This window comes from Stenotrophomonas sp. SMYL41 (assembly GCF_036319965.1).
Taxonomy (GTDB): domain Bacteria; phylum Pseudomonadota; class Gammaproteobacteria; order Xanthomonadales; family Xanthomonadaceae; genus Stenotrophomonas; species Stenotrophomonas maltophilia_R.
Map to the genome: position 1 here is coordinate 168,473 of NZ_JAWIRX010000003.1, position 19,093 is coordinate 187,565.

Consider the following 19,093-nt stretch of genomic DNA (forward strand, 5'->3'; position numbering starts at 1 on the left):
GCCGATGACCACGCCACTTCGACTCGCGCTGGCGCAGTTCGATTTTCCCGTCGGCGATCTGATCGGGAATGCCGAGCGGATCACGGCATATATCGCCGAGGCCCGCGATATCCACGGCGCCGATCTGGTGGTGTTTCCGGAGCTCACGCTGAGTGGTTATCCGCCCGAGGACTTGCTACTGCGTCCCAGCTTCCTCGCCGGGTGCGAGGCGGCCGTGAGGCACATCGCGGCGGCGGCCCGCGGCATCGTAGCGGTAGTCGGCTGGCCGGAAGCGGCCGGCGCCGTGGTCTATAACGCGGTCAGCGTCTTGCGCGATGGTGCTATCGCGACCACCTACCGCAAGCGCGACTTGCCCAACTACGCGGTCTTCGACGAGCGGCGTTACTTCGCCGTCGATCCCGACGGTGGCGCCTGCGTGTTCGAGGTAAAGGGCGTTCCCATCGGGCTGCTGATTTGCCAGGACCTGTGGGGCCTGGAACCACTCATTGAAACCGCGGCCGCCGGTGCGCACCTGGTGCTGGTGCCCAATGCATCGCCCTTCGAGCGCGACAAGCACGCCGAACGCGACGCCTTGCTCGCCGAGCGCACGCGCGATGCCGCCGTCGCGATTGCCTACGTGAATGTGGTTGGGGGGCAGGACGGCATCGTCTTCGATGGCGCCTCGCTGCTGGCCAACGCAGACGGCCGCGTGCATCCGGTGGCCATCGCGTTCGAGCCGCATTGGCTGATCGCGGACTACGACGTCGAAAATCGCACGCTGCTACCGGTGTCGTGGCCGATCGAAGGCGACGAAAGCCGCGATGGCCTCGCGTGGCGGGCCGTGGTCTTGGGCACACGCGATTACTGCCGCAAGAATGGCTTTGACCGCGCTTGGGTCGGCCTGTCGGGTGGCCTAGACTCGGCGGTCGTGCTCGCGATGGCGGTGGATGCGCTTGGCGCAGACCGCGTCACAGCCGTGCGTCTGCCTTCGCGCTACACCGCCGCGGTGTCGAATGACCTGGCCCAGGAGCAGTGCCGCGTCCTGGACGTACGCTTGGTGACGCTGCCGATCGAGGAGCCTTTCCAAGGGTACCTGGATGCCTTGGCGCCGCTGTTTGCGCAGGCGCCAGCGGATGCGACCGAGGAGAATCTGCAATCGCGCATTCGCGGTGCGCTATTGATGGCTTTGGCCAACAAGTTCGGCGGCCTGCTGCTGACCACCGGCAACAAGAGCGAATACGCGGTCGGTTACACCACGATCTATGGGGATATGTGCGGTGGCTATGCGCCGATCAAGGACCTGTACAAGACAGAAGTCTCCGCGCTCGCCCGCTGGCGCAACGCCGTGGCGGGCGCTCCAGTGGTCCCATGGGGGGTGATCGATCGTCCACCTTCGGCGGAGTTGCGCGCGGACCAGACCGACCAGGACACGTTGCCGCCGTACGACGTGCTCGACGCCATCTTGTTCCGCTCTATCGATCAGGAGCAGTCGCGAGAGGAGATTGTCGCGGCAGGATTCACCCCCGAAACGGTCGACCACGTGCTTCGTCTGGTGCGCATCGGCGAATGGAAGCGGCATCAGGCGGCGCCAGGACCGAAGGTCTCGCGCCGCGCCTTTGGTCGGGAGCGGCGATATCCCATTACCGACGCGTGGGCCGACACGGCGGAATAGTCAGAAGAAGGCACGGCATGAGCGATATCGACCGTTACCTGCAAGCCGCCACCCGCGACAACACGCGGCGCAGCTATGCCTCGGCATTGCGGCACTTCGAGGTCGCCTGGGATGGGCACCTGCCGGCCACGGCCGACAGCGTGGCCCGTTACCTGGCCGAACACGCCGGACGGCTGGCCGTGAATACCCTGAAACTGCGCCTGGCTGCCCTGGCGCACTGGCATGCCGCACACGGATTTGCGGATCCGACCCGGGCGCCGCTCGTGCGCCAGGTGCTCAAGGGCATCCAAACCCTGCACCCTCAGGAGGAGAAGCAGGCCACACCGTTGCAGCTGACCCAGCTGGCGCAGGTCGTGGACTGGCTCGACGGGGCGATCATCGCCGCCCAGGCGCGGAACGCACACGCCGCGGATCTGCGTTATCGACGCGATCGGGCGCTGATCTTGCTCGGCTTCTGGCGGGGATTTCGCGGTGACGAACTGATCCGGCTGCGGATTGAACACCTGCGCCTGGTCCCTGGGGAAGGCATGGTCTGCTTCCTGCCGCACAGCAAAGGCGACCGCCAAGCCCAAGGCAAGACCTACAAAGTACCGGCCCTGTCGCGTCTGTGCCCGGTAGCGGCGACACGGGACTGGCTCGAGGCCGCACAGCTGACTTCCGGCCCGCTGTTTCGGAGCGTCGGTCGCTGGAGCCGGATTGCCGACGCCCCCTTTCATCCGAACAGCTTGATCCGATTGCTCCGGCAGGTGTTCCTGCATGCCGGATTGGCCAACGTCGAGGGCTACAGCAGCCATTCCCTGCGCCGAGGCTTCGCCGGCTGGGCCAATGCGAACGGCTGGGATGTGAAGGCATTGATGGAGTACGTCGGCTGGCGTGACGTGCACTCGGCCATGCGCTACCTCGATGGCGGCGACCCGTTTGCGCGCCAGCGCATCGAGGCGAGCCTGCCACCGCCGGCGTTACCCGCACCCTGACCGAATGAGGCTTCAATGGCGTCGATCGAACGGACCGCGTATCCCCAGTTCAAGCGCAATCCCGTCGTCCGGGAACTGGTCGCCGCCTATACGCCGACCGACGCCGAATTGGCCTTCATCACCGACAATGCTCGCCAACCGGGCCATCGATTGGCGTTGGCACTGCTGCTGAAATCCTTCCAGCGACTGGGCTACTTCCCCGCAATCGATGAAGTGCCCGCTGCGGTCGTCCGGCACCTCCGCAACGCGCTGCGGTACCGGGTCCAGACCAAGCCCGCCGACATCGCGCCGAACAAGCGCTACCGCTATTTCCAGCGCATCCGGGATTATCTTCAGGTTCGGGCTTACGCCGACGGCGGCCTCGACGTGGCCGCCCGCGCCATCCATGAAGCCGCCGCAGTCATGGACAATCCGGCCGACCTGATCAACGTGGCGATCGAACAGCTTGTCCGCGATCGCATCGAACTGCCTGCGTTTTCCGCGCTGGATCGCCTGGGGCGCCGGATTCGCACCTTGGTCAATGGCCGTTACTTCGCCCTCATCGACGCGCGGTTGACGTCGGAGGAGAAGCAACGGCTGGACGATCTGCTGGTCGTCACCGACGCTCGCATCAAGAGCCCGCTGCAGGCCATCAAGCGGTTGCCAAAACGCTCCTCGCTGCAGCACTTCCAGGAACTAATCGACCATATCGCGGCGTTGGACGAACTGGTCAGCAGCGAACTGCATCTGGCGGACGTACCGGAACTCAAGCGCAAGCACTTCGCGGCCGAAGCCCGGGTGCTGGACGCTGCCGAGTTGCGCGACTTCGGCCCGGCCAAGCGACACGCGCTACTGCTGTGCCTGATCCATCGCGCCCGGGTGCAAACCCGCGATGACCTGGCGGAGATGTTCATCAAACGCATGGGCAACCTCCATAACCGCGGCAAAGAGGAACTGGAGCGACTACGTGCGCGCTATCGCGAGAAGACCGAGGCCATCGTCGCCACGATGTCGGATGTGATCCAGGTGCTCGACCGTCACCCGGGCGACACCGATGCGGGGCGGGAAATTCGCCGGTTGGTCAGCACACGCGGGGGCGTTCAGACCCTGCAGGCCGATTGCGACGCGATCGCCGCACACAGCGGCGACAACCATCTACCACTGCTCTGGCCGTTCTATAAAAGCCACCGCGCCACCATCCTGCGCATGGTGCGCATGCTGGACCTGGAATCCACCACCGAAGACCGTTCCTTGATCAACGCGATCGAACTGATCCTGTCGCAGGAGCGCGCCCGCGGCGACTGGCTCGACGAACCGGTCGATCTGGCGTTCACGACCCAGCTTTGGCGGAAGACCATCACCCATCGCACCGAGCAGGGCGAGGAGCGCATTCGCCGCCGTCTGTTCGAGGTATGCGTGTTCTCGTCGCTGGCGAACGAGCTCAAATCCGGTGACGTGGCCGTGCGTGGTTCGGAAACCTACGCCGATTACCGCGAACAGCTGCTGCCCTGGGAGCAATGCGAACCGCTGCTGGACGACTACTGCCGCCAGGTGGGCTTGCCGACCTCTGCGGTGGGATTCGTCAATGCCTTGCAGTCCAAACTGATACAAGTCGCGGACCTGACCGATCAGGGTTACCTGGAGAACGGCCAGGTGATCATCGGCGACGACGGGTTGCCGGTACTCAAGCGCCACAAGGCCAAGGACATGAGCAGCGGTGCCCGCGCTTTGGAAACCGCGATTCTTGCTCGCCTGCGCGAACGCAGCGTCATCGAGATCCTGTGCGACGTGGCCCACTGGACCCGCTGGCCACGGCATTTCGGACCGCTGTCCGGATCCGACACCAAGATCGACCAGCCCACCGAACGCTACGTGCTGACGGCATTCACCTACGGCTGCAACCTCGGCCCGGCCCAGGCCGCCCGGCACCTCCGTGGCGCCGCTTCCGCGCACATGCTGTCGTTCGTCAATCGTCGTCACGTGGATGCGAACAAGCTGGCAGCGGCCTGCCGCGACGTCATCAACAGTTACGCCGGCCTGCAGCTTCCCAAATTCTGGGGCGATGGCAAGCGTGCCGCAGCCGACGGTACCAAGTACGACCTGTACGACCAGAATCTGTTGGCGTCGTACCACATCCGCTATGGCGGCTACGGTGGCATTGCCTATCATCACGTCTCGGACACCTATGTGGCGCTCTTCAGTCACTTTATTCCGTGCGGCGTCTGGGAAGCGGTGTACATCATCGACGGACTGCTGAAGAACACTTCCGACATCCAGCCCGACACCGTTCACGCCGATACCCAAGGTCAGTCGCTGCCGGTCTTCGGGCTATCGCACCTGTTGGGCATCCAGCTGATGCCGCGCATCCGCAACTGGCGCGATTATCGGTTCTTCCGTCCGGACGAGGACAGCCGCTACGAGCACATCGATGCGCTGTTCCGGGAGGACATGGACTGGGACCTGATCGAGACCCACTGGAAGGATCTGATGCAGGTGGTGCTGTCGATCAAGTCCGGCAAGATCGCCGCCTCGACGCTGCTGCGAAAACTGGGTAACTACAGCCGCAAGAATCGCCTGTACCAAGCCTTCCGGGCGCTTGGCGCCGCAGTGCGCACGTTGTTCCTGCTGCAATACATTTCTGACCGCGAACTGCGTGAGCAGATCACGGCCTCCACCAACAAGGTCGAAGCCTATAACGGGTTCTCCAAGTATTTCTTCTTCGGTGGAGAGGGCGTCATTGCCGATAACGATCCCCTCGAACAAGAGAAGGCGGTCAAGTACAACGACCTAGTCGCCAACGCCGTCATCTTTCATAACGTGGTCGAACAGACCCGCATCATCAAGACGCTGATGCGAGCAGGTTGGAAGATCACCCCGGAGGACGTGGCTGCACTCAGCCCCTACGTGACCAGCCACGTGAAGCGCTTCGGCGATTACCTGATCGACGTGGACGCTCTTCCGGAACCGTACGAAATCGAATTGGCCTTGGCCGCGTAGCGTGGGTCAACTTGTACTGCCGCAGCAGGGGCTGTGTTGCTGGATGGGCGGGCACGGCACCGTGCCGTAGGAACAGAACACACAGCAATCGCCTTCCTTGGGGCGCAGCAGAGTATGGCAAGCCGTGCACTCGTAGAAGAATTGACACGCCGTGGTGGGCATGGTCTCGGTCGCCTGGTGCCCGCATGCCGGGCATGCCAGCGTGCTTTGCAACTTCACCTCAGCCACCGTTCGCGTCCGCCTTGGCGGTGGCCGGAAAGCCAGCATCGGTGATGGCCTTCGCGATGGCGGCCGCGTCGGTGCGCTCGGCATCGAAGGTCACGGTCACGGTGGCGCCCTGAGTGTCGACACGGCGCGCCGTCACGCCCGGCACGTTGTCCAACGCCTTTTCGATCGTGATGCTGCACGCCGGGCAGGTCATGTTTTTCACTTGTAGGACAACTTGCTTTGGGGTAGCCGCCCAAGCCAGGCCCATCCATGCCGTGAATACCAAACCGAGAAGGATCTTGCGCATGGAGACTCCTACAGGAACCAGCCGATGTAATAAGGGAAGAGCAGCAGCATCGCGATCAATCCTGTGGCAATCCATAACCAGCGCCGACGGCGTCGCAATTGCATCGGATCGACGCAGGCTCCGTCGTTCCGGCAACGTGACGCCGGGCGATACAGCGTCCAGAACGCCCAGCCCAGGCACGCCAGCGTGGCAACGCTGAACCAGGGACGCCACGCATCCAAGGCGGTGAGGTTGGCGATCCAGGCCCCGCTGACACCCATCAGGACCAGCACCAAGGGCACGACACAACACACGGACGCGCCAATAGCCGCGACCGCGGCGCCCAAGAGGGCAGGTAAGGAGGACTGTGCGGGACGTTGGGCCATACCCGCATGTTAATCTCCGTACCTGAGTACGGAGTCAAGCCGATGGCCACCCACGTAATGACGATCAGTCGGCTGGCCGCGGCCGCTGGTGTGCATATCGAAACGGTCCGTTATTACCAGCGGCGAGGCCTGCTGCCGGAGCCTGAGCGCCCAATGGGCAGCGTGCGCCGGTACGGCCCCAACGAAGTCGGCCGGCTTCAGTTCATCCGTCGAGCACAGACGATGGGATTCAGTCTCGACGAGATAGCGGGGCTGCTGGAGGTCAAAGGCCAGCGCGCCTGCGAGCAGACGCGGCAACTGACCGAACAGAAATTGGCCGAGGTGCGCCGACGCCTTGACGAGCTAAGACAATTGGAAGTCGACCTTGAGCATTTGGTGGAGGAGTGTCGCCACGTGGTGACAGGCGCGCCATGCCCGACGCTCGATCTGTTGGCGCAACCAGTCGAGAAGAAAAATATCGGCTAACTCATTACCCTGAAAGAATTATTTGAGTTTTGTGGGGCATTTTTACACGTATCTCGGCTGAACCCCGGGTTGTTCTGCACAAACGGCGCCTTCTTATCGAGCACGTTTTCAACGCCGGCGGAGATATCCCATTTCTTCTTAGTGCCGTAGCTCAGTTGCAGGTTGTGGTACACCACGCTGGACACATGCGAGCCGATCGTGCCGGGCACGGCGATGATGTCGTCCGCGCTGCCGATGTACTGCGCCGAATAGACGCCGGTCCAACGGTTCTTGCCCATACGCAGTGAGCCCAAGCCACGCCACTGGGTGTAGCTACCCAAGCCGCTGGTGATCTTGCCGGCGTACTCAATGGTGGTGGCCCCGGGCGTGAGCGCCCCCAACCCACGCGGGGTGAGTCTGGAGGTCCTGGAAGCCCTGCTGGATCTGGTCATGGCGTCGGGCAAGGTACGTGTGGTCGACGTGGCGGAACTGTGTCCGCCCCTGGATCCGGATCAAGCCACCGCACGTGTGGCCGCGCGTTTGATCCACCGCATGGTCAGCGCGCAGGCTCAGTGGGGTGACACCGGCTGGCAAAAGGCAGTGAGCTAGCGGGAGCGCTCAGCCAGAAGTTGTTTCATCTGGGCGATCTCCTGCTTCTGCGAGGTGATGATCTCCTGGCAGAGCTTGACCAGCTCGGGATCCTTCAGGCGGTTTTCCTCGCACATCAGAATGGCGCCGGCATGATGGGGAATCATGGAGCGGATGAACTGCCGATCTGTCACCGCGGCCTGCGTGCGAATTCCCCACCAGCAGAACAGCATGAACACCACGGTCACGCCGGCCAGGATCAGATTGCGCCGACGATCGGGGTACATGCTGGACATTAGCCAAAGCTCGATCAACAGCATCGGCGCGGCCATCAGCCCTGCCATGTAGAACTGGTTGACGTTGTGATAGACGTTGGCCAACTGATCGACCATGGCATACATCAGGGCGTACATGGCCAGGAACGACAAGGCCATCATCAGCAGCAGGCGACCGTAGTGGCCCTGATGCGTCTGACCGGAACTTCCGTGCGAGGCGTGTTGCTCTGAATGCTGCGTGTGCGTGCTTTCGTGCTTACCGTGCGAAGAAGACATGTCGATCTCCGTGGGAATGGCAGAACATCGCCGAATCCCGGGAGCCAATGAACCAGCCCCCGGGGAGATAGCAGTTACATACCCTTGCCGGCAGCGAATTCCTGCGGGCTCAGCTTGCCGTCCTTGTTGCCATCAAGCATGCCGAAGTGCGGCGCGAGCTTGTGCTTGGCCAGTTCTTCCTTGGACAGCGCGCCATCCTTGTTGGTATCGAGCTTGGTGAAATCGGCATCGGCCGCGGCCGGCTTGTGCTGACCATGCTCCTGCTTCTTGTGGTCCATCGGCTTGTGCTGACCGTGGTCGGTGGTGGGCGTGGTGGTCTGGCCGCCGGCGAAGGCCGCGCCCGCCATCAGAAACAGGGCCATCATCGAGAGGGAGGCATAACGCTTCATTGCAGTACTCCTTGTGGGATATGAGCCATCAGTGACAGGAATGGCCGCGCGCAGGCTCATCGGCGCGGTCAGGGGGGGAGGTGGCAACAACGGTGGAGCCGGACAAACGCAAGGCATTGGTGACCACCGAAACCGAGCTCAGGCTCATGGCCAGGGCCGCCATCATCGGACTGAGCAAAAGGCCGAAGCTGGGATACAGCAGGCCGGCGGCGATAGGCACGCCGATGGCGTTGTAGACGAAGGCGAAGCCCAGGTTCTGCTTCATGTTGGCCACCGTCGAAGACGAGATGGCACGGGCTTGCACGATGCGCCTCAGATCACCCTTGACCAGGGTGAGCTGGGCGCTGGACATGGCCACATCCGTGCCCGTCCCCATCGCGATGCCCACATCGGCTGCCGCCAGGGCCGGCGCATCGTTGATGCCGTCGCCAGCCATGGCCACACGACGACCCTGGGCTTTGAGTTGCTGGACCAGTTCGGCCTTGTCCTGAGGTTTGACGCCGCCACGCACATCCTCGATGCCCAGCGTGCGCCCCACGGCCTCGGCCGTCGCCTGTGCGTCACCAGAGGCCATCACCACGTGCAGGCCATCGGCACGTAGCAGGTTCAAGGCAGGCAAGGTCGTGGCTTTGATGGGATCTGCTACCGCAATGGCGCCGGCCAATCGTCCATTGACCGCCAGGAACATCACGCTGGCGCCTTCCTTGCGCAGACGCTCGGCGCTGCTCTGCAAGGGCGCAACATCAGCCCCTACCGATGCCATCAAGCTTTGGTTACCAAGCACGACATCCTGATCGGACACGCGCCCGCGAACGCCTTGACCGGTGAGCGAATCAAAATCTTGGGCGGTCACCAGGATCAAGCCACGTCGCTGGGCTTCAGCCACGATAGCCTCGGCCAAGGGGTGCTCACTGCCCTGCTCCAAGCTGCCAGCCAAGCTGAGGATCTGATCAGCATCGAAGCCGGCGTAGGAGAGCGTGTCGCGAAAGGCTGGACGCCCCTCGGTCAACGTACCGGTCTTGTCCACGATCAACGTGTCGATCAGACGTAGCTGTTCGATCGCCTGAGCATCGCGGAACAGGACCCCGACCTGCGCAGCGCGGCCAGTGGCGACCATGATCGACATGGGGGTAGCCAAACCCAAGGCACACGGGCACGCAATGATCAGAACCGATACGGCATTGAGGACGGCAAAAGTCCAGGACGGTTCGGGTCCAAACAGGCCCCATCCGAAGAACGTGAGCACCGCCGTGGCCAGCACGGCCAGGACAAACCAGTACGCCACCTTGTCCGCCATACGCTGCATCGGCGCGCGGGAGCGCTGGGCTTGGGCTACCAACTGCACAATCTGCGACAGTACCGTCCCGGATCCGACTTTGTCCGCCCGGATGACCAAGGCGCCCGTCCCGTTGAGCGTGGCGCCTATAACGTGATCACCGACAGCCTTCTCCACCGGAATGGGTTCACCGGTCAGCATCGACTCATCGACACTGGTGCGGCCTTCGATGACTTCCCCATCGACCGGCACCTTCTCGCCCGGTCGTACGCGAAGCAGATCACCCACGTGCACGTGATCCAGCGCAACGTCCTCTTCGCCCCCATCGGGTTTGACGCGGCGAGCCGTCTTGGGCGCCAATCCCAGCAGGGACTTGATGGCCGCCGAGGTTTTGGAACGCGCCCGCAGTTCCAGCAGCTGTCCGAGCAGGGTGAGCGAGACGATGACCGCTGCCGCCTCGAAGTAGACCCCTACCCGTCCATGCTCGCGGAAAGAGTCCGGAAACAGGCCCGGTGCCACGGTGGCCACCACGCTGTAGCCAAACGCGGCGGCCACGCCGATGCCGATCAGCGTCCACATGTTGGGGCTGCGATTGCCGATGGACTGTAGGCAGCGCTCAAAGAAAGGCCACCCCGCCCAGAGCACCACCGGGGCGCTCAGCACGAGCTCAATCCAGGTGCGTGCCTGCGTGGACAAGCCGGGCAGACGATGTCCCAGCATGGCCAAGACCAGGACGATCAAGGTCAAAGGCAACGTCCACCAGAAGCGTCGGGTGAAATCGCGTAACTCCGGATTGTCGTCCTCCTCCAGCGAGGGCATCTCCGGCTCCAGCGCCATGCCGCAGATCGGACAGGTGCCGGGACCTGGCTGACGAATCTGCGGATGCATCGGGCAGGTGTAGACCGTGGCGTGGGTACCGCTGGGTTGGGCCACCGCTGCTGGGGCGGTCACTTCAACTTGCTGGGGAGCATCGTCCGTATAGCGGACGGGATTGGTGATGACCCGTCCATCCGCAGCCTCGACAGGGGCTGCGCCTGCAGAATGGTGATGGTCATGGGACGACGGTGAGTTCATGCCGATGCTCGCTTTAGTGGGGATGGACTGCCAAGGCAGTGTGCCATTGCGGGTTACACAGCTATTCGGGGCTGAGCGTCCCGAGCACTGAAACAACAATCAGGATCAAGATGGCCAGCGCGGCCTCAGCCGTAACACTCTGCCGCAAAGCCCGCACCTCCTGCGCGGGATCTCCGCTGGTCAGCGCTCGTTCCAAGCGCGGCACCAGCGTCCATCGGTGCAGCGCTCCCAAACCCAGCATTCCAGCGAACAGGGCCAGTTTGAAAAGCAGCAACTTCCCGTAGGTGCTCTGGAACAGGGCCGAAAACGACCACGCGGTGAGATCCCCGTAGTGCGCGATGCCGGACACGATGAGCGCACCAACGAAGATCGTTCCCAGCGTCGAAAAACCATGCAGAAAGTCATGCGTTGATCGCAGACGCCCGCTGCCGTTCGTCTCTTTGCCGCGCAGCAGCATGGCAAGGAACATCAGGACCGCTGCGATCCAGCCGCCTGCCGCGAGAAGATGGACGATGCCTGCAGCAAGCCGGACCGCGCCTGCCAAGCCCTCGCCAGCGGCGGCGTGGCCGTTCCATGCCAGCGAAGCGAGTGCGCCGCCCGCCAGCATCGCCCCCAGCGGGAAGGCGGTCTCCACCTTCCCGCGGCGACGATGCCATCCGAGCACGAACATCAGAGCGACCAGCAGCGCGCCTCTCGCCATGGCTGCCCGGCCCGCGGACGTCTCGAGCAGATACCAGCCAAGCGATGCGCGATCAACCTCGGCAAGCGGCATTCCCATGATGCCCGCGGTCTTGAAGACGACATCGAGCCCGGTGAGCACGAGACCGGCTACGGCACCCGCCAATAGAACGCCCATGAGTGACCACCCGGCCAAGGCGTCGGCGAGTGCCGATCGACGCGACCCGTACCAACCGAAGAGTGGAACCCCGAAAAGAACCATGATGACAAGGTATTCCAAGAATCTCAGTGCATAAGCCGACAGGTCGAACATTCGCGACTCCTCAGCGCACCGTGAAGCTGAAGCTGCCCGGCATGGGGTGGTTGTCACCACCGACGGCGCGGTATTCCACGGTATAGACGCCCGGAGCCAGCGGTCCAGGCAACTTGGCACGCAGGGTCTTGCCGTTGTTGACGATCTCGGTCGTGAAATTCTCGATCGGCATGGTGGAACTGCCGTGCTTCATGAGCAACTTGAGACGCGACGCCCGCGGAATCAATGTCTCGTTGAACACGAGATCGATCTGGCCTGGCGAGGCCACCACCGCATTTGCCGCCGGTGTGGACTGCTGCAGCGCGGCGTGGGCGTGCGCGACCTGCAGCGAAAACTGCCCGGCCGCGATTGCGAGGACGAGCGCGAAGGAGCGAATGACGTTGGACGACTTCATATGGATAAATCCTCATTGGAATGTGATGCAAAGCCCGTTCGGGAGGGGCCGCGCTGTGTTCGATGCGACAAGCGTTAGATGTCGGACTGTCACTGAAACCACGATTTGTCGGATTTTCTTGATACTTCCGCTTTCGCGAGACGAGGATCCCACCGGCTCAGGCGGGATCCTCGACGCATTACGCTGCCATGGCGCTGCAGCTTTCCGCGCAGCGGCGACAAACTTCGGCGCAGCGCGTCATCTCAGGGTCGTTCATGGCGTCGCATGCATCGGCGCACTGGCGGCAGATCTCCGCGCAGGCACCGCAAACCACGTCGTGAACGCTGGCACCGCGCAGCATCGCGTCGGCACTGGTTGCGCAGGTATCGGCACACGTCGCCAACAGGGCGATGTGCTCCGGGGCCGCGTGAACACCTCCTTTGGTCAGGCAGTAGTTGATGGTCTCCAGGCAGATCGCATGGCATTGCGTGCAGTTGTCGATGCACTCGTTCATGGCCTGGGGCCGGTGTGCTGCGGAATGGTGAGTCATGTAGTTCTCCTTCTTCCTCGCGGGCGAGAATCGGCGCGCCCGCAACACCGTCCCCTGTTGCTGCGACGGATCAGTGCTGTGCGAACGGTTCAGTGGTTCCGTCGCGATGGATCAGCTCGACCGTGAACGGCTGCTGGCGTCCCTCCGGGACCTCCATGCCCGGAGAACCAAGCGGCATCCCTGGGAGGACCAGGCCGCGTGCGTTCGGCTTTTCTTCGAGGAGACGCTTGATGTCCGCGGCCGGAACGTGGCCTTCGATGACGTATCCGCCGATCTCGGCCGTGTGGCAGGAGCCCTTTGCATAGGGGACACCCAACCGCTCCTTGACCAGACCCAGGTCATCCATGTCGTGCACATCCACGGTGAATCCCGCCTTCTGCACGTGGTCGATCCAGACACCGCAGCACCCGCAGGTCGGGGTCTTGTGGACGGTCATGCGTGGCAGGGCTGCTGGAGTCGCGTCGGCTGATTGGACGACAACCTGTGCGGAGGGCGAGGTTGTGGGTTGCGCGGATGAAGCATCCTGGGTGCAAGCACCCAGACCAGCCACGGCAAGGACCACAAAAGTCAGACGGTGCAATGTGAGCGTAGTCATTTCAATCTCTCGACTCAGCGCTTGGTCCGCGAGGACCAGTGGATGTGGACGATCCGCCAGCCGTCCGCGGTCTCCTTCAGCACCATCGTCTCGGCGCTCTGGACGGTCAGTGGCTGGCCGTCCTTCTGGGCATGCAACTCGCTTTCGGTTCCGACCCACGCGAACTCGCCAGCGGCTCGTGCGCGCTGACGGAGCAGCTGGCGATGGGCGCCCTTGAGGAACGCCGCATCGCTGACTGCGTGATGGCCCATGTATTCCTCGCGGCTGCGTTCGGCGCCCCCGGACTCGAGGATGAGAACGTCGGCAGCGAGCAGGGCTTCGACCGTGGCCAGATCGCCGCTAGACAGGGCCCTGTTGAAACGCTCCGCTACGGCGACCGCGGCCTCTGCAGTGACTGGGACGTCGACGTCCGCAGATGCCGCGGCAGCGGGGTGATGTGCGTGCGGCTGTGTCGCCTGCGCCATTGCGGGGGACACGACGGCCAGTGCCAGTGCGAGGGTGAACGAGATTGCTGTTGCGTTCATTGCGTGGGCTCCAAGGAGATCAATGGGTGTGCGCATGGCCGTCATCGGCCACGGGCGTGTGTGGTGCAGGGTGCGACTCCACCTTGCCGTCGGGATGGCCGTGGCTCACCAACCCGACTTCCGTGTCGCTGGGTGTCGGGCCGTGGTGATCGTCGTCCACGCCCGGCTGGTGCGCATGCGGCATGGAGTTGTTGCCCGGCTCGAATAAGGCAGGGTGATCCTCGGCCTTTTCGTCGTCATGGTGGCCTTGCGTCTCGCCGCCGCCATGCGAATGGCCCTCGCTGCTGTCGACAAGTTCCTTGTACGCAGTCGCGTCCAGCGTGGGCAACTTCTGCAGGAAGGCCGACATGTTCCATATGAACTCATCGTCCATGCTGCCGCCCCAAGCGGGCATGCCGCTGGCCTTGATGCCGTGCTTGATCACCCAGAACGCCTCAGCTGGAGCGACCGGCTGTTTGCTTAGGTTCGGTGGCGCGGGGTATACAGGCCCTTGCTCATCTCGGTGGCCGCCGCGTCTGGTGAAAGATGGCAGGTCACGCACATGGCGTTGTAGTTGCCCGCACCCTGGCGGATACGCTCAGGATCATCAAGGTTCGTGGGTAGCTGAAGCTTGGCGGCGCGCACCTCAATGGAACGCTCGCGCGCCGTTTCAAGTAGCGCATACACCGGGCGACTATGCGGATCGTCGGCGGCCACGTTGTACACGCCCAGAGAGACCGTGGCGGTTGCGACCACCGCAACCAATCCCAAGCCGGCACCGAGCCATACCCACATCTTCTTGTTGGATTTCATTGTCAGTTCCCCTTAGAACCAGGTACGAAGGCCGATGACCAAGCGCGTGTCTTCAAAGGACTCGCCATGCTCGCGTCGCATGTCTGCGGTATTGCCAAACGCGCGCTCGTACACCACGCCGATGTAGGGAGCGAACTTTCGGGTGAACTCATAACGAAGTCGTAGCCCCGCCTCAGCGGTACTCAGACCCGAACCTATCCCGCGCAATGGATCGTTCTTGCCATAGGCGGTGACTTCCACCAGCGGCTGCAAGATCAGCCGGTTGGTTAGCAGCAATTCGTACTCGGCCTCGACATTGGCGGCCGTCTGGCCCCCTTCGCCGAGATAGGCTGTGGCGGACACTTCGAACTTCATCGGCGCCAAGCCCTGTACACCGATAGCGGCGAAGTTCTGCGATGCCCCAGGCTTGAAGTCATGACGCACACCGGCCACCACATCCCACCATGTGGAGATACTGCGGCCGTAGAGCACTTCCAGATCAGCCGACTCGGTCTGACCATCCGTGCGTTCGCCTTCACTGCGGAGCCAGACGCGATTGAGGTCCGTACCGATCCAGCCCTGGGCCTCCCAGCCCAGCCCGGTGCCCGGATCGGCATCCCAGGTTTCCAGGCGATTGAGCAGCACATAGCTTTTGATCGAGTTGTCATGCACCGGATGCGCGTGTTCCGGCGCGATGGCCGCCTTGCGATCCGCGTCCGTCACCGCGGGAATCGGGGTGCGCGGCTGCGTTGGCGCTGCAGGCCCGTGTCCCATCTGACTGTGGTCCATGCCCTCCATTGATTGCATTCCCGCTTCTGGTGTAACGGGCGCGGGCGAATCATGGTCCATCTGCGAATGGTCCATCCCCTGCATCGCAGGCGTGGCCGTGCCGGAGGTGTCGGCCGCCGCGGGCTGTGCCATCTGACTGTGATCCATGCCCTGCATCGACTGTGTCTGCGCTTTGGGCGTTGCGGGTGTGCTCGGAGGCGCGCCGTGCCCCATCTTGGAATGGTCCATCCCCTGCATCGCAGGCGTGGCCGTACCAGAGGTGTCGGCTGCAGCGGGCCGTGCCATCTGACTGTGATCCATGCCCTGCATCGACTGCGCCCGTGCTGTGGGCGCCGCAGGTGTGCTCGCGGGCGAGCCGTGCCCCATCTGCGAATGGTCCATGCCCTGCATGGCAGGCTCGGCTGCTTTAGCCGGCGGCGCGGCGTGGCCCATCGCCGCATGATCGATCGTCGCTTCGCTCGTCTTGGCCGGTGTTGCAGGCGTTTGGGCTGGCGCAGGTTTTGATGTAGGCGCCTGATGTGCAGAGTGATCCTGAGTCTGCGCGCCCTGCTCCATCGGCATGGAGCCGTGCTGCATGGATTGGGCGCTGGCCGCATTGGCCAGGGCCAGCGAGATAGCCAGCGTCAGCGCAGTCAGGGTGGTATCGCGTCTATTGATGTTCATTCGTCGACCCTCACCGTGCGCATCATTCCGGCTTCCATGTGATAAAGCAGGTGGCAATGGAACGCCCAGCTGCCCAACGCATCGGCTCGCACGCGATACGTCCGTCGGCTACCCGGCGGCATATCCACCGTGTGCTTGCGCACCATGAAGTTGCCGTTGTCGTCCTCCACGTCACTCCACATCCCGTGCAAATGGATGGGATGGGTCATCATCGTGTCGTTAACCAATACGATGCGCATACGCTCGCCGTAGTTCAGCCGCAGCGGCTCGACATCGGAAAACTTCTGACCGTTGAAGCCCCAGGAAAATTTCTCCATGTGTCCGGTCAGATGCAGCTCGATCTCGCGACCGGGGTCGCGTCCGTCAGGGTCTTCAAAGGTGCTCTTGAGCATGGAATACGTCAGTACATGACGGCCGTTATCGCGCAGGCCATTACCCGGATCATCCAAGCGCGAACTCACGCTCATGGCCTGGTTGTCCAACAGGGGATTGTTGGTCTCGCTGGCCGGGTGTGATTGCATGCCCCCGTGCTGCATGCCTGCCATGGCACCATCGCCGGCGGCGGGCATCGCATGGCCTGCATGGGCCGAGGTCGCGTTACCGCTGGCAGGTGGGGTCATGCCAGGCATGCCCATGGCCGCACCACAGCCGCCTTCCATGCCCTTGCTGCCGCCAGCCATATCCATCGATCCATGATCCATGCCCATGTCTGCCATCGTCAGCAGCGGCCGGGGATCCACAGACGGAACGGGCGCGCGTAATCCTTCGCGCACGGCGAGCGTGCCGCTGACGTAGCCGGTGCGACCGGAGTCTTGGGCAAAGATGGTGAATGCGTCCTGCCCGGAGGGCTCCACGATCACATCGAAGGTTTCTGCGACCGCGATGCGGAACTCGTCGACGGAAACCGGATGGACATACAAGCCATCTGCCGCCACCACGGTCATCTTCAGCCCCGGAATACGCACATCGAAGTACGTCATGGCAGAGCCATTGATGAAACGCAGGCGCACCTTCTCGCCACTGCGGAACAAACCGGTCCAGTTGCCCAGTGAGGTCGTGCCGTTCATCAGGTAGGTGTAGGTGTTGGCGTTGACGTCGGACAGGTCTGTGGGCGTCATCCGCATCACGCCCCACATCTTGCGATCTTCCAACGTTGCCGACAGGCCGTTGCGCTTCACATCGCGCGCAAAATCGCCGACCGTGCGCTTGTAGTAATTGTCATGGCCCGGCATCTTCTTCAAACGATCGAACAGGGCCGTCGGGTCCAGGTCTGTCCAATCGCTCAGCATCACGACGTAGTCGCGATCGAAGCTGAAGGGCTCCGGCTCCAATGGGTCGATGACGATCGGGCCATAGAGCCCGGCTTGTTCCTGGAACCCTGAGTGGCTGTGGTACCAGTAGGTGCCGCCCTGATGCAGGGTGAACCTGTAGTGGTAGGTCTCACCACGTCCGATACCGTCAAAGCTCAGGCCCGGCACGCCGTCCATGTTGGCCGGCAAAATGATGCCGTGCCAATGGATGGAGGTGTCCGCGCCATGGATGGAGTTAGCGGGCAATGCATTAGAGACACGCAAGTTGACCGTGGTGCCTTCCCGCCACCGCAGCAACGGCGCCGGAACGGACCCGTTGACCGTGATCGCGGTGCGGGTCTTGCCGGTGAAGTTCATCGGCGTCTCGCCAATGGTCAGGTCGAACTCGGTGCCCGACAGTACGTTATGTTGCCCCGGCCCCTTGAGCGCCCAACTGGCTTTGGGCCAGAAACCTAATCCTGCGACTGCGCCTCCCAAGGCCAAGCCTTGGACAAATCGCCGCCGCGAAGGCAGCAGCGGTCCACCGAGTGGACCACGAAAATCATCATGCGACATGAGAATGCTCCAAGCGTCGTGTTGCCACCGGCGGGCGGTGGTACAGAGCGGGCGGCTGGCCTAAACAGGCATGCCACACCAGCAGCGCCATCGCGGCGCCTAGGGACGCTTAGCCGATCGGTGGTCGGATCAGATGAGGCAAGGCAGGTGCCGCATGCCCGAGGGGCAGCGGCATGACATCCAGGCCCAAGGCCAGTTGCACCGAAACATGCAGGCGCGCAGGAAGTGCGCTCGCGCAGGCGTGTACGCAGGCGCACCGGCACGCAGAAGACTTGCAACAGTCGGGACCGGCATGGTCGCCATGCCCAGTGCCAGCCTTTTCAATCGATGTGGCATCGGGATGATGCTCAGCACTGTGATGGGCGATGCAGTCTTCGACCACTTGCACCGCGGCAGCCACTTCGCTGGCTTGCTCTTCCATGACCGGGCTCATACTGACGGACGCAAACGCCGACCACGCGCCGTTGAGCACGAGCATGGCGATCAGAAGCAGTCGCAGTAGTAGTGAGGAGGCTGACACGGGCGACATGGTAAACCACTTTAGACAAGGCGCGCGTGTATCGGTCGTGAACAAAATCTCAAGCAGGACTGAGATGCCGCGACTTGTCAGTCGCACTAGCCACGGCTATTGCAGTTCCCTCCAAGAGCACCCGAAGGGCGGATTGAGGCGAAGAGTTGCCCATAGGGCGAGCGCTTGTTCGGTTTACTTCTCGGGCGTGGCCTCGATCAGCGTCACCAACTCGCGCTTCTGCTGCTTGCTTAGCGAGCCCCAGCGCAGGAGCAACTTGGCCAGCAGATCATCGTCGGTGTAAAGGAAGGCGGCGGGGATCCCCAACGCTTGGGCCAACCGCTCAGCAGTCTCCAGCTTGGGCTCGTGCTTGCCACGCTCGTACTGGTTGATTCGGGGGCTGGCTACGTGAGGATCCAGACCGGCCCGGATGCCCAACTCCTTCTGCGACAAACCCGTGTGCAGGCGGGCTTGTTTGAGGCGTCGAGCGAAGGTCGGTGTTGAGTCGACGGACAAAGTCACGCGCGCACCCCATGGAGACCCCATAAGGATGGCGGATGTACCCTGGCTTGCATACTAAGATATTCTTAGCTTTGAGGCAACCGGCGACACCGGTAGCGCCGTCACCGCCAGGAGCCACGCCGCTCCCTCATCCCCGGAAA

Annotated in this window: 22 protein-coding genes and 1 pseudogene; 5 read left to right on the forward strand and 18 right to left on the reverse strand. The window is 63.0% G+C overall.

What is annotated here, in order from left to right:
• The first annotated feature begins 4 nt into the window (after positions 1-4).
• The 3 genes and pseudogenes from V3B30_RS04865 (at position 5) to V3B30_RS04875 (ending at position 5,601) form a co-directional block, all read left to right on the forward strand.
• The gene (locus V3B30_RS04865) at positions 5-1,651 is read left to right on the forward strand and encodes an NAD+ synthase (RefSeq protein ID WP_046430604.1); all 1,647 of its coding nucleotides are present in this window, start codon (positions 5-7) and stop codon (positions 1,649-1,651) included.
• Between the two features lie 17 nt (positions 1,652-1,668).
• Positions 1,669-2,604, forward strand: a pseudogene (locus V3B30_RS04870) (site-specific integrase); the annotation flags it as partial.
• A gap of 36 nt (positions 2,605-2,640) precedes the next feature.
• Complete coding sequence (locus V3B30_RS04875) at positions 2,641-5,601, forward strand: Tn3 family transposase (protein ID WP_107379589.1); 2,961 nt, start codon at positions 2,641-2,643, stop codon at positions 5,599-5,601.
• A gap of 6 nt (positions 5,602-5,607) precedes the next feature.
• Here V3B30_RS04875 and V3B30_RS04880 read toward each other — a convergent pair whose 3' ends face one another.
• The 3 genes from V3B30_RS04880 to V3B30_RS04890 are packed head-to-tail and all read right to left on the reverse strand — an operon-like array spanning position 5,608 to position 6,480.
• Positions 5,608-5,868 carry a GDCCVxC domain-containing (seleno)protein gene (locus V3B30_RS04880; protein ID WP_088375505.1) on the reverse strand — a complete coding sequence of 87 codons (261 nt, stop codon included), beginning with the start codon at positions 5,866-5,868 and terminating at the stop codon, positions 5,608-5,610.
• On the reverse strand, positions 5,822-6,115 hold the full coding sequence (locus tag V3B30_RS04885; protein ID WP_046430611.1) for a cation transporter: 294 nt from the start codon (positions 6,113-6,115) through the stop codon (positions 5,822-5,824). Before V3B30_RS04885 ends, V3B30_RS04880 begins: the two co-directional genes overlap by 47 nt.
• A gap of 8 nt (positions 6,116-6,123) precedes the next feature.
• Positions 6,124-6,480: a mercuric transporter MerT family protein gene (locus V3B30_RS04890; RefSeq protein ID WP_046430614.1), complete on the reverse strand. Its 357-nt coding sequence runs from the start codon at positions 6,478-6,480 to the stop codon at positions 6,124-6,126.
• Between the two features lie 42 nt (positions 6,481-6,522).
• Between V3B30_RS04890 and V3B30_RS04895 the strand changes: the two genes are divergently transcribed.
• The gene (locus V3B30_RS04895) at positions 6,523-6,945 is read left to right on the forward strand and encodes a MerR family transcriptional regulator (RefSeq protein WP_046430629.1); all 423 of its coding nucleotides are present in this window, start codon (positions 6,523-6,525) and stop codon (positions 6,943-6,945) included.
• Here the strand turns inward: V3B30_RS04895 and V3B30_RS04900 are convergent.
• Entirely contained in the window at positions 6,942-7,265 is a 324-nt protein-coding gene (locus tag V3B30_RS04900) for a TonB-dependent receptor (RefSeq protein WP_234368020.1), read from the reverse strand. The two genes, V3B30_RS04895 and V3B30_RS04900, sit on opposite strands and share 4 nt — an antisense overlap.
• A 46-nt stretch (positions 7,266-7,311) precedes the next feature.
• Between V3B30_RS04900 and V3B30_RS04905 the strand changes: the two genes are divergently transcribed.
• On the forward strand, positions 7,312-7,533 hold the full coding sequence (locus V3B30_RS04905) for an arginase family protein (protein WP_234368021.1): 222 nt from the start codon (positions 7,312-7,314) through the stop codon (positions 7,531-7,533).
• Here V3B30_RS04905 and V3B30_RS04910 read toward each other — a convergent pair.
• The 14 genes from V3B30_RS04910 to V3B30_RS04975 form a co-directional block, all read right to left on the reverse strand.
• Positions 7,530-8,063 carry a DUF305 domain-containing protein gene (locus tag V3B30_RS04910; RefSeq protein ID WP_049395165.1) on the reverse strand — a complete coding sequence of 178 codons (534 nt, stop codon included), beginning with the start codon at positions 8,061-8,063 and terminating at the stop codon, positions 7,530-7,532. The genes V3B30_RS04905 and V3B30_RS04910 overlap by 4 nt on opposite strands.
• A 74-nt stretch (positions 8,064-8,137) precedes the next feature.
• Positions 8,138-8,452, reverse strand: coding sequence for a hypothetical protein (locus V3B30_RS04915; RefSeq protein ID WP_049395166.1), 315 nt, complete (start codon positions 8,450-8,452; stop codon positions 8,138-8,140).
• A gap of 28 nt (positions 8,453-8,480) precedes the next feature.
• Positions 8,481-10,802, reverse strand: a complete 2,322-nt coding sequence (locus V3B30_RS04920) for a copper-translocating P-type ATPase (protein WP_262082605.1) — start codon at positions 10,800-10,802, stop codon at positions 8,481-8,483.
• Positions 10,803-10,863: 61 nt separating this feature from the next.
• Positions 10,864-11,793, reverse strand: coding sequence for a copper homeostasis membrane protein CopD (gene copD, locus V3B30_RS04925; protein ID WP_017354978.1), 930 nt, complete (start codon positions 11,791-11,793; stop codon positions 10,864-10,866).
• 10 nt (positions 11,794-11,803) lie between these two features.
• Complete coding sequence (copC, locus tag V3B30_RS04930) at positions 11,804-12,187, reverse strand: copper homeostasis periplasmic binding protein CopC (RefSeq protein WP_005413416.1); 384 nt, start codon at positions 12,185-12,187, stop codon at positions 11,804-11,806.
• A gap of 178 nt (positions 12,188-12,365) precedes the next feature.
• A complete protein-coding gene (locus V3B30_RS04935; RefSeq protein ID WP_012480213.1) occupies positions 12,366-12,716 on the reverse strand; it encodes a four-helix bundle copper-binding protein in 351 nt (116 codons plus the stop codon).
• 70 nt (positions 12,717-12,786) lie between these two features.
• Entirely contained in the window at positions 12,787-13,152 is a 366-nt protein-coding gene (locus tag V3B30_RS04940; protein ID WP_019184727.1) for a DUF411 domain-containing protein, read from the reverse strand.
• A 173-nt stretch (positions 13,153-13,325) separates the two neighbouring features.
• Positions 13,326-13,835, reverse strand: coding sequence for a nuclear transport factor 2 family protein (locus V3B30_RS04945; RefSeq protein ID WP_012480215.1), 510 nt, complete (start codon positions 13,833-13,835; stop codon positions 13,326-13,328).
• 19 nt (positions 13,836-13,854) lie between these two features.
• Positions 13,855-14,376, reverse strand: a complete 522-nt coding sequence (locus V3B30_RS04950; protein ID WP_234368022.1) for a cytochrome c — start codon at positions 14,374-14,376, stop codon at positions 13,855-13,857.
• Positions 14,295-14,627, reverse strand: coding sequence for a hypothetical protein (locus V3B30_RS04955; RefSeq protein WP_234368023.1), 333 nt, complete (start codon positions 14,625-14,627; stop codon positions 14,295-14,297). Before V3B30_RS04955 ends, V3B30_RS04950 begins: the two co-directional genes overlap by 82 nt.
• A gap of 12 nt (positions 14,628-14,639) precedes the next feature.
• Complete coding sequence (locus V3B30_RS04960) at positions 14,640-16,058, reverse strand: copper resistance protein B (protein WP_107379591.1); 1,419 nt, start codon at positions 16,056-16,058, stop codon at positions 14,640-14,642.
• Positions 16,055-17,923 (reverse strand): copper resistance system multicopper oxidase, encoded by a 1,869-nt coding sequence (locus tag V3B30_RS04965; protein ID WP_107379592.1) that lies wholly within the window; start codon positions 17,921-17,923, stop codon positions 16,055-16,057. The genes V3B30_RS04960 and V3B30_RS04965 overlap by 4 nt, the downstream gene beginning before the upstream one ends.
• 109 nt (positions 17,924-18,032) lie before the next feature.
• Positions 18,033-18,452, reverse strand: coding sequence for a transcriptional regulator CopL (gene copL / locus V3B30_RS04970; RefSeq protein ID WP_107380821.1), 420 nt, complete (start codon positions 18,450-18,452; stop codon positions 18,033-18,035).
• A 174-nt stretch (positions 18,453-18,626) separates the two neighbouring features.
• Entirely contained in the window at positions 18,627-18,977 is a 351-nt protein-coding gene (locus V3B30_RS04975) for a helix-turn-helix transcriptional regulator (RefSeq protein ID WP_107379593.1), read from the reverse strand.
• Between the last annotated feature and the right edge of the window lie 116 nt (positions 18,978-19,093).